This window comes from Alteromonas sp. C1M14, assembly GCF_018860965.1.
GTDB lineage: Bacteria > Pseudomonadota > Gammaproteobacteria > Enterobacterales > Alteromonadaceae > Alteromonas.
Genome location: NZ_JAHKQF010000013.1, coordinates 90,736 through 106,820, shown reverse-complemented (window position 1 = coordinate 106,820; position 16,085 = coordinate 90,736). Strand labels below are relative to the sequence as shown.

Annotated in this window: 12 protein-coding genes; 4 read left to right on the top strand and 8 right to left on the bottom strand. The window is 44.2% G+C overall.

The annotated features are described in order from the left end of the window. Window positions 1-241: 241 nt before the first annotated feature. The 3 genes from KO501_RS11720 to seqA form a co-directional block, all read right to left on the bottom strand. Window positions 242-2,731, bottom strand: a complete 2,490-nt coding sequence (locus KO501_RS11720; protein ID WP_216029860.1) for a glycogen/starch/alpha-glucan phosphorylase — start codon at window positions 2,729-2,731, stop codon at window positions 242-244. A gap of 219 nt (window positions 2,732-2,950) precedes the next feature. Further along, entirely contained in the window at window positions 2,951-4,603 is a 1,653-nt protein-coding gene (pgm, locus tag KO501_RS11715; protein ID WP_216029859.1) for a phosphoglucomutase (alpha-D-glucose-1,6-bisphosphate-dependent), read from the bottom strand. A gap of 46 nt (window positions 4,604-4,649) precedes the next feature. Continuing rightward, window positions 4,650-5,261 (bottom strand): replication initiation negative regulator SeqA, encoded by a 612-nt coding sequence (seqA, locus tag KO501_RS11710; protein ID WP_216029858.1) that lies wholly within the window; start codon window positions 5,259-5,261, stop codon window positions 4,650-4,652. Window positions 5,262-5,461: 200 nt separating this feature from the next. Between seqA and KO501_RS11705 the strand changes: the two genes are divergently transcribed. The 4 genes from KO501_RS11705 (at window position 5,462) to KO501_RS11690 (ending at window position 10,401) form a co-directional block, all read left to right on the top strand. Further along, complete coding sequence (locus KO501_RS11705; RefSeq protein ID WP_216029857.1) at window positions 5,462-6,379, top strand: MoxR family ATPase; 918 nt, start codon at window positions 5,462-5,464, stop codon at window positions 6,377-6,379. A gap of 2 nt (window positions 6,380-6,381) precedes the next feature. After that, window positions 6,382-7,341: a DUF58 domain-containing protein gene (locus KO501_RS11700; RefSeq protein WP_216029856.1), complete on the top strand. Its 960-nt coding sequence runs from the start codon at window positions 6,382-6,384 to the stop codon at window positions 7,339-7,341. Beyond that, the gene (locus KO501_RS11695) at window positions 7,338-9,374 is read left to right on the top strand and encodes a DUF3488 and transglutaminase-like domain-containing protein (RefSeq protein WP_216029855.1); all 2,037 of its coding nucleotides are present in this window, start codon (window positions 7,338-7,340) and stop codon (window positions 9,372-9,374) included. The genes KO501_RS11700 and KO501_RS11695 overlap by 4 nt, the downstream gene beginning before the upstream one ends. A 151-nt stretch (window positions 9,375-9,525) precedes the next feature. Then, window positions 9,526-10,401: a hypothetical protein gene (locus tag KO501_RS11690; RefSeq protein ID WP_216029854.1), complete on the top strand. Its 876-nt coding sequence runs from the start codon at window positions 9,526-9,528 to the stop codon at window positions 10,399-10,401. Between the two features lie 91 nt (window positions 10,402-10,492). On the opposite strand, the gene fusA is transcribed toward KO501_RS11690, so the two are convergent. The 5 genes from fusA to KO501_RS11665 all read right to left on the bottom strand — a co-directional run bounded on the left by fusA (window position 10,493) and on the right by KO501_RS11665 (window position 15,715). Beyond that, window positions 10,493-12,580 (bottom strand): elongation factor G, encoded by a 2,088-nt coding sequence (gene fusA, locus KO501_RS11685; RefSeq protein WP_216029853.1) that lies wholly within the window; start codon window positions 12,578-12,580, stop codon window positions 10,493-10,495. Between the two features lie 166 nt (window positions 12,581-12,746). Next, window positions 12,747-13,823: a 23S rRNA (cytidine(2498)-2'-O)-methyltransferase RlmM gene (rlmM, locus tag KO501_RS11680; RefSeq protein ID WP_216029852.1), complete on the bottom strand. Its 1,077-nt coding sequence runs from the start codon at window positions 13,821-13,823 to the stop codon at window positions 12,747-12,749. Next, a complete protein-coding gene (locus KO501_RS11675; RefSeq protein ID WP_216029851.1) occupies window positions 13,816-14,193 on the bottom strand; it encodes a DUF423 domain-containing protein in 378 nt (125 codons plus the stop codon). The genes rlmM and KO501_RS11675 overlap by 8 nt, the downstream gene beginning before the upstream one ends. Further along, window positions 14,194-14,826 (bottom strand): alpha/beta fold hydrolase, encoded by a 633-nt coding sequence (locus KO501_RS11670; RefSeq protein WP_216029850.1) that lies wholly within the window; start codon window positions 14,824-14,826, stop codon window positions 14,194-14,196. Further along, window positions 14,816-15,715 (bottom strand): transcriptional regulator GcvA, encoded by a 900-nt coding sequence (locus KO501_RS11665; protein ID WP_216029849.1) that lies wholly within the window; start codon window positions 15,713-15,715, stop codon window positions 14,816-14,818. The genes KO501_RS11670 and KO501_RS11665 overlap by 11 nt, the downstream gene beginning before the upstream one ends. Between the last annotated feature and the right edge of the window lie 370 nt (window positions 15,716-16,085).

Sequence of the window (16,085 nt, the reverse complement as noted above, 5' to 3'; positions counted from 1 at the left end):
CAGCGGGCAAGTTTTATTTACCCTGTGATACCACCGTTTGAAATAAATAATTACACAATTAAAATCCCGCTAATTCATTGTTACTAAATATAAAAATAAATATATTTTAAACAAGTTCAGTCAAGTTCCTATGCTTTAGAAACCCTTAGTTACAAAAAAACAGACCGTAGCCTGCTTGTTTTTTAGAGAAATCGGTTAACCAATAGGTTAACCGATGTTACGCCAGTAAATTGTAAATAAATTAACGCACCTCGCAAGAAGATAGTTTCCATATCCGCGAGACATAATCGGCTATCGAACGGTCAGAGGTAAACTTACCCATTTTGGCCGTATTTATAATTGCCATTTGTGCCCAACGCTCTTTGTCTCGATAAGCTTCGTCTACCCGTTTTTGCGCATCTGAGTAGGCACGAAAATCCGCTAATACCAAGTACGGGTCACCATGATCCAATAAACTTTGTTTTATCGATACCAATGCGCCCGGTTTTCCTGGGGTAAAATAGTCGGTTTCTAGCCAATCCAATATGGCTTTAATTTCGGCATCTTTGTAGTAGTAATCATAGGGATTATAGCCCTTGGCGTTTAACCCATGAACTTCATCAACGGTAAGGCCGAAAATAAAGATATTGTCTTCACCCACTTCTTCGGCAATTTCAATATTTGCGCCATCTAACGTACCGATGGTCAGCGCCCCATTTAACGCCAATTTCATATTACCCGTACCAGACGCTTCTTTTCCGGCAGTGCTAATTTGTTCAGAAAGATCCGACGCTGGGATCATTTTCTCTGCCAAAGAAACCCGATAATTAGGCAAAAACACCACTTTTATTTTGCCGTTCACCCGTGGATCATTATTGATTTTATCTGCCACCTTGTTAATGGCGTAAATAATATCTTTTGCTAATTTATAGCCCGGTGCGGCTTTTGCGCCGAAAATAAATACCCGTGGGTGCATGTCGTAATCAGGGTTTTCTAACAGGCGTCGATAAAGCGACATAATGTGCAATAAATTCAGGTGTTGACGTTTGTATTCGTGTAATCGTTTAATTTGCACATCAAAAATGGCATTCACATCCACATCGATGCCCATAGATGACTTAATTTCTGCCGCTAAACGCTTTTTATTTTCCAGTTTTACTTTCATAAACTGTTTCTGGAACGTTTTGTTATTCGCGTATTTAACCAAGCCTTCAAGCTTACTGAGTTGAGTTGGCCAATCGGCACCGATTTTCTTATCAATCAATTTAGACAGTGACGGATTACACGCTTTTAGCCATCGACGGGGAGTAATACCATTAGTCACATTAGTGAGCTTTCCTGGCCATAGTTCATCAAATTCAGGGAAGAGGTTTTGTTTCACTAATTTCGAGTGAATTTCTGCAACACCGTTTACCGCAAAGGCGCCGATCACCGATAGATGCCCCATGCGCACCATTTTTTCGCTACCTTCTTCAATAATAGATAGCGCGGCTTTTTTACTGTTATCAGCAGGCCACTTTTTATCCACCAACGACATAAAGCGATGGTTTATTTCATAAATAATTTCTAAATGTCGAGGCAGAATTTTCTCAATCATTCTGGCTGGCCATTTTTCCAATGCTTCGGGCAGTAAGGTATGATTGGTATAAGCAAAAACCTGAGTACAAATATCCCACGCCTTGTCCCAATCCAATTCGGCCCTATCCACCAAAATACGCATAAGCTCAGGAATGGCTATCGCTGGATGTGTGTCGTTAAGTTGGATCACAACCTGTTCAACAAACCGGCTCCAGTCATCGCCATGAGCCCGTTTGTAGCGTCGAATGATATCTTTTAATGAACAGGAACAGAAAAAATACTGCTGAATAAGTCGCAGTTCTTTACCCGCTTCTGTTTCATCATTGGGATACAGTACCTTAGAGATGGTTTCTGCCTGAATATTTTCACGTTGGGCATCAACATATCCACCGGCATTAAATACATCCCAATTAAAATAATGGGAGGCTTCACTTTTCCATAAACGCAGTACGTTTACCGTTTTGCCGCCATAGCCCACAACGGGAATATCCCAAGGCACCCCTTTCACAATTAAGCCTGGATGCCATTCTTTTTGAATACGGCCATTTTCGCCGTATTTAGTTTCGACATAACCATAAAGAGAAATCTGCTGAATAGATTCAGGACGACATATCTCCCAGGGGTTACCAAAATCACGCCAACTATCTGGACGTTCAATTTGTGCACCATTTTGAATTTCTTGGCGAAAGAGGCCGTGTTCATAGTGAATACCGTAACCGATGGCAGGTAATTCCATGGTGGCCAGAGAGTCTATAAAACACGCGGCTAATCGCCCTAACCCGCCATTTCCCAACGCCATGTCGGGTTCTTCTTCCATAATGTCGGTCAGTTCTACCCCAAGCTCTTTTAAAGCCTCACTCGCAACGTCAAACAAGCCGAAATTTTGCAGATTGTTAGATAACAACCGGCCCATTAGAAACTCAGCAGAAAAATAATGTACCGCGCGGGTGTCGTTCAAATAGTGGCTTTTTTGGGTTTTACGTAAGCCTTCTAGAACCTGCTCTTGCATGGTGGCGCAGGTCGCTTTCCACCAAGCATGGTTATTGGCTTTGTTTTCATCCGTACCTAGGGTGCAATGAAGATGTTGGATGATCGCGTTTTTGAACTCTTTTTTCGCGATGGTATCGTTGGCGACGGATGACGCCCCCACTTTTTTATCTGTCTTTGCATTCATCGTTGTTCTCACTCTCGTCTAGCAATAAGCCAAAAGTGCCAAAAGCTGTAATTAGATTACATATAAACACTTTTTCATGACAGTAATATAGCAGTAGGTACCCAATGTTATTGTAATTTTAATGTTAAAAACGACGAAAAAAGGCGCACATTTTCATGGGCGCCCTTGCATTTAACATCCTGCTAACAATAAAGTTATTTTTTATTGCTAAATTACCGTTTATTTAATAATTTTAGCCACTAGTTCTTCCGCTTCTTTAATTAAAGACTGTAAGTGACTTTCACCATTGAAGCTTTCTGCGTAAATTTTATAGATCTGCTCAGTGCCTGATGGGCGTGCTGCAAACCAACCATTTTCAGTAGAAACTTTAACCCCACCAATAGCGGCATTGTTACCTGGTGCATGAGTTTGTACAGCGGTTATCGGCTCACCGGCTAATTGTTCGCTGGTTACTACCGATTTATCCATCGCAGAAAGCTTGGCTTTCTCTTCGAGTGACGCCGCCACATCGACCCGCTGGTAACAGGGCGAGCCAAATTGAGTTTCTAAATCAGCGTAGTGCTCGCCGGGATCTTTACCCGTTACGGCTAAAATTTCAGCCGCTAACAAACACATAATAAACCCGTCTTTATCCGTGGCCCAAGTTTGACCATCTTTTTGCAGGTAAATCCCACCGGCGCTCTCTTCTCCGGCGAAACCAATCTCTTGATCACTTAACCCTGACACAAACCATTTAAAGCCCACTGGCATTTCAGCAATTTCACGGCCTAAATTTGCCGCTACACGATCTATCATCGAACTGGAAACCAAGGTTTTACCAATCTTCATACTTGCCGACCAATCTGGACGGTGAGAATACAAATAATTGATGGCCACCGCTAAATAATGGTTGGGATTCATCAGGCCGTTACTAGGGCAAACAATGCCGTGACGGTCAAAATCAGGATCATTACCCCAAGCCAAATCAAATTGGTCTTTTAGCTCGATAAGCCCTGCCATGGCATAGGCCGACGAGCAATCCATACGCAACTTGCCGTCTTTGTCTCGGCGCATGAAGCCAAATTGAGGATCCACTTTTTCGTTTACCACCGTGATATCGAGACCATATTTCTCGGCAATGCGGTCCCAATACCCGACTCCAGCACCACCGAGTGGATCGGCACCTAATTTGAGTTTAGCTTTTGCGATAACCGCCATATCAACCACATCGGCTAAATCATCGATGTAGGGTTCCATAAAATCGGCTTGGCAAACTTTATTTTCTGCCAGAAGCTGCTGAATAGGTAACCGTTTAACCTCTTGATTATCTTGCGCGATAATTGCGTTGGCTCGGTCTTGAATAAGAGAGGTAACATTACTGTCAGCAGGACCACCATGAGGCGGATTATATTTGAAGCCACCGTCTGAAGGCGGATTATGAGACGGCGTAATGACGATACCATCGGCAAGACCATCGTGACCTTCTCGATTGTAACGAATGATTGTCCGAGAGATCACCGGAGTAGGTGTATAGCCTCGACTGGCATTATCACTGCGCTGAATAACAACCTGAACACCATTGGCAGCCAATACTTCAATAGCAGTAATCATTGCCGGTTCAGATAAAGCATGAGTATCTTTACCAATATAAAGCGGACCGGTGATCTTTTCACCTTCACGGTACTCAGCTAGCGCTTGGCAAATTGCCGCAATATGCACATCAGTAAAGGTGGCATTTTGTGCTGTTCCTCTATGTCCCGATGTACCAAAACTCACCGCTTGAGCCGGATCGTTTTTATCAGGCTGATAAGAGAAATACTGGGTAATAAGTTCAGGTACATTAATCAGCTGTTCAGGTGATGCAGGTTTCCCTGCTTCTGGATGTAATGCCATTTTTTGTCCTTATTTATTAAATCTGCCTCGTGCAGATCGAATTTGGCTATGCAAATTTTGCAATCACGGCCTCACTAGTTTGTTCACCATAGCCTAACAGGGTTAACACCTGCTCAAGCATGGCGACTTTTTTCGCCGTGTTGTTGTTTGTGACCACCCAATAGGGACTATCGGGTATGGCCTTTGGATTAGTACTGCTACCAGTATTTAACAAGGCATCCTTACTGGTTGCAAAGTAGATACGGTTCTTTCCTTTAATCTGTTCAACTTTAGCAAAGTCTTCGCCATGGATGTTATACAACTCGGCAAGAATAAACAAAAACAGATCTACCCGCTTTGTGTAGGTGGACAGCGCATTGTCACTTAAGCGACCAAGAATATCGCCGGTACCGTGAGTAATGGGTGGCGCAGGGGTAGCCGGTTTTGCCCGCGGTGTTGAACTACGTTTGGCCGCAGGTTTAGGCGCAGTCGCCTTAGGTTGAACCGAATCAGCAGCGTTCACCGCTTGCTCTACGACTGGCGAATTATGGCTGCTGTCATCATTAGTTGCAGCAGGTAACAGCAAACGGCGAAGAATATCCGATGCACTTTCACCAATATGCTTGGTTTGCGCGGCGATAAAATGATAAAGCTCGTCGTCAATTTCAATTATTTTCATAGCGTACTTCCTTAATAAACCGGATCATTATAGACAACACGGCAAGCGATAACAGCACAAAATAACCTTGGCATTCGTCCCATCATAAATCAAAGCAATCTACAGCACGCTCCGTCTATACTTAGGTATAGACACCACGACATAAAATTTATGTAAACTTGGTAGCATGATGGTCTATATGGGTCCTTAAAGGTAAGATAATGCGTACAGATTTTCAGCAAATATTAGCCACGCTTTTAGCGCACATTATTGGTAAACCACATCAACTTAAACTGGCAATGACCTGTTTGCTTGCCGAAGGCCACCTATTAATTGAAGATTTACCTGGAATGGGAAAAACGACCTTATCCCATGCCTTGGCCCGTGTTTTCAATTTATCCTACTCGCGGATACAATTTACCTCAGACCTCTTACCCGCGGATATTTTAGGGGTGAATGTTTTCGACCAACAAAAACATAACTTTCGCTTTCACTCAGGGCCTATCTTTAACGAGTTAATTCTAGCCGACGAAATTAACCGAGCTTCACCTAAAACCCAAAGTGCGCTGCTAGAAGCCATGGAAGAAAGTCAGGTTAGTCTTGACGGCGAAACCCATCAATTACCTTCGCCATTTTTTGTTATTGCCACTCAAAACCCCAGCTATCAAAGTGGTACCTACCCTCTCCCTGAGTCCCAACTGGATCGGTTTTTAATGCGTATCTCATTAGGATACCCCTCTTACGAGGCAGAAAAACAGATGCTGACCCAATCTAGTATGAAGCCACAACTTCAACTTGCCGATACCATTTCACCGGTCGATTTAATTGACTATCAGCGCCAAGCATTAGCGGTAAACTGCGCCGATAGCATCATCCATTATATTTTGAGGTTGGTAAATAAAAGTCGAGAACAATCGGCTTACCCTCAACCGCTTTCACCACGGGCCAGTAAAGCCTTGTTAAGAGCTTCTAAAGCGTGGGCGTTTTTACATGACAGAGATTACGTGCTTCCTGAGGACGTACAAGCGGTATTTGCTGCGGTGGCTGAACATCGCTTAAAAGGCGTACAACTGGAATGGGGTGAAGAAAGTGCACTAAGCCAGCAACTGTTAGACAGTGTCGATCCGTTGGCTGCTTAACAATGGTAAAAAATGTTGCAATACGGGCACTCGCCGAACGTTGGTTAAAAAAGCGAATTTCGCCTCAGCAAACGCTCACGTTAAACCGTAAAAACATTTTTATATTTCCCGGCCTTTTTGGCTTGTTCTACATTGCCATGACCATGTGCCTTTTTATTCTTGCTATTAATTATCAAAACAATCTGCTCTTGTTTATGAGTCAATTTTTAGCCAGTTTATTGTTGATCACCCTTTTTACTACCTATAAAAATTTTTCGGGTTTGCACTTTCATGCCAAAGCAGTAAAACCGGTATTTATGGGGGAAGATGTAGTACTGCAAATTAAAATTGCCACGCAGAAACAACACTGTGGTCATTTAGAAGCACGCTGGCGACACCAACGTCAAAAACACCTTATTGATTTAGAGTCCGACGATACCACCATTCGTTTACCCGTTAGCACTACGCAACGGGGCGAGTTTACCTTGCCCCGAGTAACCTTTAGCCTTGCCTATCCGCTAGGGCTTATCCGTTGCTGGACACACATCGATTTTGACCAAAACTATTTGGTGTACCCACAAAAGCAACCCTGCGCTCTACTTCTTTCTAGCGCCCCGGTTGAAGAAGGCGAGCAACAAACCATCGCGTCGGGAAACGATGATTTTTACGCCATACAGCCTTGGCAGAAAACCGACCCATTACATCGTGTTGCCTGGAAACGTGTTGCTAAAGGAGGCGACTGGACCACCAAGGTATTTAGTACGCCTCAGGCGCAAACCGGCTACCTTGATATTGCCGAGCATGGCGCAGACGTAGAATTAGCACTTAAACGGCTAAGTTGGCAGGTAGATACTTTAGCCCGTCAGGGGGCAACCTATGGACTAAGGTTACATCAGTTGACCATTGCCCCAGCCAATACAGATGCCCATCGCAAAGCATGTTTACGTGCCTTGGCGGTTTTTGCAAAGAGTACAACGTTATGATGATGGAGAATATTCCGGTAAAAGGTTACCTACCTACTATTCTCATCGCACTCTTTTATGGGGTAATCGCCCTGTCCATGGGTTCAAACGTGCACTTTTGGGTATTACTGTTATGCGGTTGCGTGTTGTTTGTTCGCCTATCTTTGTATTTTGGACACAATAAACATACGCCCAAAAAACGCACGGTGAATCTTCTCGCTGTGTTATCTGCCATTGCACTACTAACAACCAGTGGTGATTTGGGCCTGCTTCCCATTATGATCAATTTGCTTATTCTTGCTTGTTCTTTAAAGCTAATGCTCATTGCTTATCGCAGAGATTTTTATCAGCTAATTATTTGCGCTACTTTTTTAGTGGCTTGTGGCTTTATCTTATATCAGTCTTTATTTCGCTCTGTTTTTTATGCACTGGCGCTAATCTTTCTTTTTTACATCTTATTGTCGGCTCACGCCCCTTATGCTCGCGCAAAAATAAGACAAAAACGCTTAGCCATACTGCTAATACAGGCATTACCCGTCGCCGTACTTCTGTTTGTTTTTCTACCCCGTCTACCTCCTTTATGGAAAATGCCAGAAGGTAAACAAACAGAAACGGGGTTGTCAGAAACCATGACGCCAGGTGATATTGCAAAACTCACTAAATCGGACAAACTCGCTTTTACCGCCACCTTTGATCAACGCCCTCCCGCACCTCAAAACCGATATTGGCGTGCCTTTTCCCTTGAAAGCTTTGATGGAAAAACCTGGACAGTCAGTGACACAAGACATTTTGCTCGACGCCAACTTCAACAGATAAACCGAGTGTTTACGCCTCGTACCCAAGGCGTAGCAATAGACTATGAAATTATTTTAGAGCCAACGCAAAAGCAATGGTTAGTTGGATTAGATACCGCCACACCATCTGACAGTTCTTATTCGCAAAATTTATGGCAAGGCTGGGATTACCAGCTTAGCACCCGTAAACCGGTTTTTAGTCGCTATGCCTATGCACTCACCTCTTACCCCAACACCATTCGCAATCAAGGAATTGGCTCGCTAGATTCACAGGTTAACCTGCAGGTACCTGAACAAGGCAACGAAGAAACCGTAGACTGGGTTGCAGCCCTGCGCCAGCAACACCCTAACAACCAAGGCTTTGCGAAAGCACTGATGGCGTATTTTAAACACAATGACTTCGAATATACCTTAACGCCGCCGCCAATGACCACAGACCCTGTCGATAGCTTTTTATTTACCTACAAGGCCGGATTTTGCGCCCACTATGCCAGTGCCATGGCCTATGCATTTAGATTAGCGGGTATTCCCGCCCGAATTGTCAGCGGCTACCAAGGTGGCACTGCACTGAATGACAATACCTTGTCTATCTACCAATACGATGCCCATGCATGGGTTGAAGCTTGGATCGACGAAAATGGCTGGCAGCAATTTGATCCCACCACCATGGTTGCCCCTTCTCGAGTAAACGGGGGCTTTGAACATGCTGCTCGCTACTCCGGTGAATTAATAGGCGAACATCCATTTAACGGCCTGTCTCATCAAGGTATATTTGCCTATTTTAGCGCCCTAGGGGCAAAAATGGATTACATGTGGAGTCGCTGGTTTCTTGGGTTTAACGAAGAACGTCAGACAGATATTTTCAAACATATACTCGGCAAGCTATCGCCCCTTCGCATCGCCTTGCTTGGCAGCAGCATCATTCTGCTGATTATAGGCTTGTTAACGCTGTACTTTATGCCGAGACGGCAGCGCGCACCTTTAGCCGAACATCAAAGAAATTACTTAACTGCCGTTCAGCTAATCGAAAAATTTACCGGCATCCGCCGTGAGGATAAAAGTGCAAGGCGCTATTTTGCCACCGTAAAAGGCACTCTCCCTGACCCGGTTAGACGTCGCTTTTTAACCATTACCGAATATTTTGAACACCAAGAGTATGATGCACCGGATCCCAAAGTGGTCATCAAAACTACCCTAGCCCAATTAAAAACGGCACTAAAAAACACCAAGCCAATCTTAGGCGATCCCCCTTCCCCTTAGATGGCTATTTTGCACACTTTTGAGTGTCTACTTTTTTTACACACCATTGTTTTATTTCATAATTTTATTTTTAAGTTATTGTTCTTAAGTTATTTATATTTGGTGGTTCAAGACTTGCTTGTGTTCAAAAAACACACAGGAAGAACACCTAATGATGAAAATAATGAGCGTTTTAGGATTAGCACTTATTGCGTGTAACGTAAGTGCAGGGTTGGTTTCACAGAGTCTAGGATCACTTCTTACCATACGTGATTGTCCAACCGCAGGTAATGAAAGCCAATGTATCAGTGAATCGTTATCAGCGAGTGGTAACGTTACCATCGAAGAGCAAATAATTGACACGACGAATGTGCTTTCCTATGGGAATGAATACAGCAGCGGCACACTGCTTCTAGATCCGTCGAAATTTTCAGTGCCGGAATTTAAGTTTGAAATTACGTCCGATACTCAACAGCGAAATGGCGTAAATTTGTTCGCTTATCAGCAATACCTCTGGACAGGAGAAGATGCGGTTATCGAGTTTACGGTAGATTTCAATTTCCTTATGTCCAATGATGTCTGGGGAAGTGATCTAGACAGTCATTATAACGTGACGGTACTATTCGCCGATGACATTTATGCTAGTGGTGGCTTTTTCCCCACAATGGACGGTGTGCTTGACTCCGCAACCTTTCAGTCTAAATCCGAAACAATGCTTCCAACTGGTGCATTTTTTGGCAGCATGAGTATTTCTCAAAACGTGACCACTAACCAATCTTTTTATCTCTATACCCAAGTCCAGTCTTTCGCCATTAACGGTGGCTTCGTCGATTCGACCCATACCTTAACGTCACAAATCAACGGCTACGATTTAAGCGGGGCCACCTTAGATGATACGGTGCTGGCATCGGCATTACAGCCGCAAAATGGTCCCGTTGAAGTCAATGAGCCTGCCAGTATTATCATACTTAGTCTGGTGCTAACTGGGTTAGCAGTTCGTAGAAGGCAGCCTAACCATTTTATCGCTCAGCCAGACAGGCCAAACTGAAGTCGTTGTAGTTAAAAAAACGCAAAACCTAGCTATTTTTTGCGTATAAAAAAACCCGCCAATAGGCGGGTTTTTAGTAGAAAAAGACGAATTATTTAGCGGCTTTACGGGCCTTCGCTTCTTCAATAACTTTTTCAGCAACGTTTTGAGGACATGCTGAGTAGTGGCTGAACTCCATAGAGAACTGACCACGACCAGAGGTCATTGTACGAAGCTGACCGATGTAACCGAACATTTCGGAAAGTGGTACATCTGCTTTAATACGTACACCGGTAGTGCCTGCTTCTTGGTCTTTGATCATACCACGACGACGGTTAAGGTCACCGATAACATCACCTACGTGATCTTCTGGCGTGAATACATCAACCTTCATCACTGGCTCAAGGATCTGAGGACCGGCTTTAGGCATAGACTGACGATATGCACCTTTCGCTGCAATTTCGAAGGCTACGGCTGAGGAGTCAACGGCGTGGAAACCACCATCGTATAACTCAACTTCAACATCAAGCACGGGGTAACCCGCAAGCGGACCCTGTTCCATCATGCTACGGAAACCTTTTTCGATAGCTGGGAAGAATTCCTTAGGAACATTACCACCAACAACAGAAGAGGTGAACGTATAGCCGGTGTTAACTTCACCTGGCTTGATACGGTAATCGATTTTACCGAACTGACCAGAACCACCAGACTGCTTCTTATGGGTATAGCTGTCTTCAACGGCTTGAGTGATAGTTTCACGGTAAGCAACCTGAGGTTGACCTACTTCAAGCTCAACGCCATAAGTACGCTTCAAGATATCAACTTTGATATCCAAGTGAAGTTCACCCATACCTTTAAGGATGGTTTCACCAGAATCTTCATCAGTTTCAACTTGGAAAGACGGATCTTCTGCAACCAATTTACCAATCGCGATACCCATCTTCTCGTTAGCGCCTTTATCTTTAGGCTTAACAGCGATAGAGATTACCGGCTCAGGGAAAATCATAGGTTCAAGAGTACATTCGTGCTTAGGATCACACAATGTGTGACCAGTTTGTACGTTTTTCATACCTACAACCGCAAGAATATCACCGGCTTGTGCGCTAGTCAGTTCTGTACGTTCATCGGCGTGCATTTCAACCATACGGCCGATACGCTCAGTTTTGCCTGTGGCACTGTTAAGAATGGTGTCACCTTTGTTCAACTTACCAGAGTAAATACGAATAAAGGTCAAGGCACCAAAGCGGTCATCCATGATTTTGAATGCCAGTGCGCGGAAAGGTTCGTCGGTAGAAACTACAGCAACTTCACCTGTCGCTTCACCCGTATCTGGATCAGTTAACGGCTGAGGATCAACTTCTGTTGGGCTTGGCAGGTAATCAACAACTGCATCCAGAACTAACTGCATACCTTTGTTTTTAAATGCCGAACCACAGAACGTGGGGAAGAAGGTCATGTCTTTAGTACCTTTACGGATACAACGCTTGATGTCTTCAATAGAAGGCTCTTCGCCATCCATGTAAGACATCATCAGGTCGTCATCCATTTCAACAGCAGATTCGATCAACTGTTCACGGTACTCAGCAACCTTGTCTACCATATCGGCAGGCACGTCCTGAATTTCATAGTTTTCTGGTAAACCGGTGTCATCCCATACAAAAGCTTTTTGCTCAAGTACGTCTACTACACCGACGAAGTCATCTTCGATACCAATTGGCAGAGTCATAACCAGTGGGTTTGCACCAAGTACTTTTTTCACTTGGCCGACAACACGATAGAAATCAGCACCCATACGGTCTAGTTTGTTCACGAAGATCAAACGGGCAACTTCTGATTCGTTAGCATAGCGCCAGTTAGTTTCTGACTGAGGTTCAACACCGCCAGAACCACAAAATACACCAATACCACCGTCAAGTACTTTCAGTGAACGATATACTTCAACTGTGAAGTCAACGTGTCCTGGGGTATCGATGATATTCATACGATGATCTTTCCAGAAACAGGTTGTTGCAGCTGACTGAATGGTAATACCACGCTCAGCTTCCTGTTCCATGAAGTCAGTCGTTGACTCACCGTCGTGTACTTCACCTGTTTTGTGGATCTTACCGGTGAGTTTCAAAATACGTTCTGTAGTGGTGGTTTTGCCCGCGTCTACGTGAGCAAAAATACCAATGTTTCTGTAATGAGATAAGTCTGACATTAGTTCACTTTCGTTGGTTCAGAGTAAAAAAACGGCGGGATTATAAAGGATTTTAATACCAGATTTACAGCCCTTTGTGAAAAAAGTCTAAAACTTATTCAGCTGTTCCGCGCCAAGCCTTCTATTTTTTCTATAAAATCATAAAGTTACAAAAACCATCAGCCGATTAAGCTTTTATGACAGTAACCGTAACTTCGTCGCGATCGTGATAAAGGTGCTTCACATTGATTGTGTAACCATGCTGCGCCTTTCCCAACCGCGTTTTTATTTCACCCAGAGCAGCCACCACTGTTTCATAGCGTTTTTTCATTGGCAGTTTCAGGTTAAATATGGCGTGATCAGCCCAGCCTTTATATAACCAGTCGCTCATCAGTGCCGCCACCCTGTCGGGGCGCTCTATCATATCACAGACTAGCAAATCTACACGGCCAAATTTTGGTCTATAGGTAAATCCGTCTTCAGCATAGTGATTTACCAGTCCTGTAGCCATTAAATGCTCATCAATTAAGCCGTTATCGATGGCCTCTACGGACAGTTCTCTTTTTACTAACTGATAAGTCCAGCCGCCAGGACACGCGCCTAAATCCACAGCGGTGCCCCCTTCCCTAAAAATACATTGCCGCTGAGTTTCAGTTAGCATGGTAAGAATGGCTTCTTCCAGCTTTAATGTAGAGCGACTAGGCGCGCCACTGGGAAACTTTAAGCGACAAATACCGTTAGCAAAAGCACTTCTTTGTTTACCATAAGAATGCCCGATGTAGCATTTGTCATAATCGGTGAAGAAAACGTGGATCCCTCTACCGTGGGGTTTTTCTTTATAAGTAAGGCGTCCCGACTTGCGTAATCCTTGCCGTAACGGCACAGTAAACTTACGGCAAAATTTAGCCAATTCTTTACCCGCTTCCGTATCGGCATGTTCAACCTGCAATAAGGTATTGGTATGTGCATCGGTGTCCGACTCTTCTATGGCCCGCATAATAGGGCCTAATCGGTCTTTTTTTTCTAAATCATCAAAGTGATGGGTGATCACAATAATTTGGCGGGCAAATATGGTTTCAGACACCGCCAGTTTTTTACCTATTTTCTCTGCATCGCCTGGTTCATAGCAATGAAAAACCACAAACCCTTGTCCCGCAACAAACAGTGGATAACCAAAGACCTGCAAATCGGCGCAGCATTGGGTCAGTTCTCCTGCCACATCTCCTTCATAGCCCGGACGGCAATAAGCCAACAAACTATTCATGAGCGGCCCCTTTAACTAGACCGAGGATAAGACAAATCCAACCCACCATTAAACATACACCACCGATGGGCGTAACAGGCCCCACTAGTGTCCATTTCGCTAACGTAAGCAAATAAATACTACCGCTGAATAAAAGTATGCCAGATACAAAAAAATACCCTGCCAGTTTTGCAAACTTGCTTGCTGTATAGTTATTGGTAACCGCCAATATCAGTAACGCCAAGCCATGATACATTTGATAGTTCACGGCCGTATGAAAGGCACTAAGGTGTGCCGGTGATAGCACCGTTTTTAGTGCATGAGCGCCTAGCGCGCCAAAGATAACCGCTAGTAGTGCGGCCACCGCGCCAATAATGGCAAAACGTCTCATTTACTTCTCCAATGTACGAATAAACTGGCTGCCTATGGTTGCAGCGGTACTGATATGGGTGTCGAGATCATAACCACTGGCTTTACGTGGTTTAAAACTATGATCGCCATCGGGTAAAAAATGAAGGTGAATATTGGCTGGCAATTTATAATCTGTCACTTCATTTTGGTGTCCGAAGGTATCTCTTTCTCCCTGGATAATACACATGGGTTTGTGGGAAGAGTGTAAATGGTCAGTTCTTAGCTTTTCCGGTTTGCCTGGCGGATGAAAAGGATAACCAAACACCAACGCACCGTCTGCGTCGCACTGGTCTAATGCCATGGTAGCCATTCTGCCGCCCATGGATTTACCGCCAATAAATAAACGCCCCGAATATGACTTTCTCACTTCCCTTACCAACGCCAAATAATGGCTAAGCAGTTTATCCCCTTTATCCGGCGGTCTACGTTTGCCTGTTTCTGTCATGGTTTGCATATAAGGGAAGTCAAAACGAAGTACGCTGATCCCTTGGGCGCATAGTCGGGATGCCATATCCGCCATAAACGTAGAGGACATACCGGCACCAGCGCCATGGGCAAAAATAAATAACCCTTTAGCGTCACTGGCATCATCACGTATTGTGCTAAATGTCATTTTGTTCTTCTTCCACCTGACCTAATATCCATTCGCGAAACGCGGCGATTTTACCTAAATCGGCCTGAGATTCATCACATACCATGTAAAAGGCATCGCGACTGGCGACTTTTTCTTCAAAAGGCATGATTAGACGGCCTGCATCTAATTCCGGTTTCGCCAATATGGTGTTACCCAAAGCAATCCCCTGACCTAATGCCGCCGCTTGTAACACTAACATAGAATGACTAAATACCGGCCCTTGGTTAACGTTCACACCCGTTACGCCCACCGCCTTTAACCAATTTTTCCACGCCTCTCGGCTCATGTCGTGCAACAAAATATGGTGACGAAGATCGCTTAATCGCGAAAGAGGCCTTGGGCCATTAAATAAAGAAGGGGCACAAAGAGGAGTAAGATATTCGGTGTGCAGTTTGTCCGCCTTCACCCCTGACCAACGCCCTTTGCCGTAATAAATAGCAACATCTACGTCATCTTCTAAGAAGCCCTCATCAAAATCCACCGCCTTTATGCGTACATCAATATCTGGGTGTTCCACGCTAAATCGGCTAATGCGCGGCACTAACCACTGGCTGGCAAAACTTGGCGGCATTGCCACCGTGATCGCCCCCTTACTGCCTTTGGCCAGTAAGCGCTCTGTGGCCTCTTGCAAGTGCTTAAAAATATCTTTTAATTCGAGAAAGTAAGCCTGCCCTTCTTCAGTAAGCAAAAGTGAGCGATTGCGACGCAAAAACAATTTCATCGACAAAAACTCTTCTAATGCTTTTATTTGATGACTTACCGCAGCTTGGGTAACAAACAGTTCATCTGCCGCTTTAGTAAAACTGAGATGTCGAGCTGCAGCCTCAAAGGCTTTCAACGCATTGAGCGGCGGTAAACGTCTATTCATGGGAAAACCTGATATGCACAAGAGTTAGACATGTAAGGCATGGATTGTTTATTAGACAATTAAGCACCCTTTGGTAGCCGAAATCGTGATAGAACAATAAAAAGCTAAGATATTTCTGTTTATGCGACATCACACGACTTTTGGGAAAACATAGAAGCTGAGAAAGTATTCATGAGTTACCCAATGTTGTCAAACAAAAGCAAGCTGGATAACTGCACCAATTTGTCGCCACTTCCGTCCCTTATTAATTTTCGCTACCGCACTGATGGCGCTACCTTCAGGCATATTTATAAGACGCTTAGCGAAAACACTAATGACAGAGAATGGCTGAACTCGATGAAGATAAAGCACGGCTTAATAATTTGGCATC

Coding starts and splice junctions, on each gene's coding strand:
- KO501_RS11670 (WP_216029850.1), bottom strand. CDS start 14,826: ATGACATTTAGCACAATACGTGATGATGCCAGTGACGCTAAAGGGTTA.
- KO501_RS11705 (WP_216029857.1), top strand. CDS start 5,462: ATGCGTACAGATTTTCAGCAAATATTAGCCACGCTTTTAGCGCACATT.
- fusA (WP_216029853.1), bottom strand. CDS start 12,580: ATGTCAGACTTATCTCATTACAGAAACATTGGTATTTTTGCTCACGTA.
- KO501_RS11700 (WP_216029856.1), top strand. CDS start 6,382: ATGGTAAAAAATGTTGCAATACGGGCACTCGCCGAACGTTGGTTAAAA.
- KO501_RS11665 (WP_216029849.1), bottom strand. CDS start 15,715: ATGAATAGACGTTTACCGCCGCTCAATGCGTTGAAAGCCTTTGAGGCT.
- KO501_RS11690 (WP_216029854.1), top strand. CDS start 9,526: ATGATGAAAATAATGAGCGTTTTAGGATTAGCACTTATTGCGTGTAAC.
- KO501_RS11720 (WP_216029860.1), bottom strand. CDS start 2,731: ATGAATGCAAAGACAGATAAAAAAGTGGGGGCGTCATCCGTCGCCAAC.
- KO501_RS11675 (WP_216029851.1), bottom strand. CDS start 14,193: ATGAGACGTTTTGCCATTATTGGCGCGGTGGCCGCACTACTAGCGGTT.
- seqA (WP_216029858.1), bottom strand. CDS start 5,261: ATGAAAATAATTGAAATTGACGACGAGCTTTATCATTTTATCGCCGCG.
- rlmM (WP_216029852.1), bottom strand. CDS start 13,823: ATGAATAGTTTGTTGGCTTATTGCCGTCCGGGCTATGAAGGAGATGTG.
- pgm (WP_216029859.1), bottom strand. CDS start 4,603: ATGGCATTACATCCAGAAGCAGGGAAACCTGCATCACCTGAACAGCTG.
- KO501_RS11695 (WP_216029855.1), top strand. CDS start 7,338: ATGATGATGGAGAATATTCCGGTAAAAGGTTACCTACCTACTATTCTC.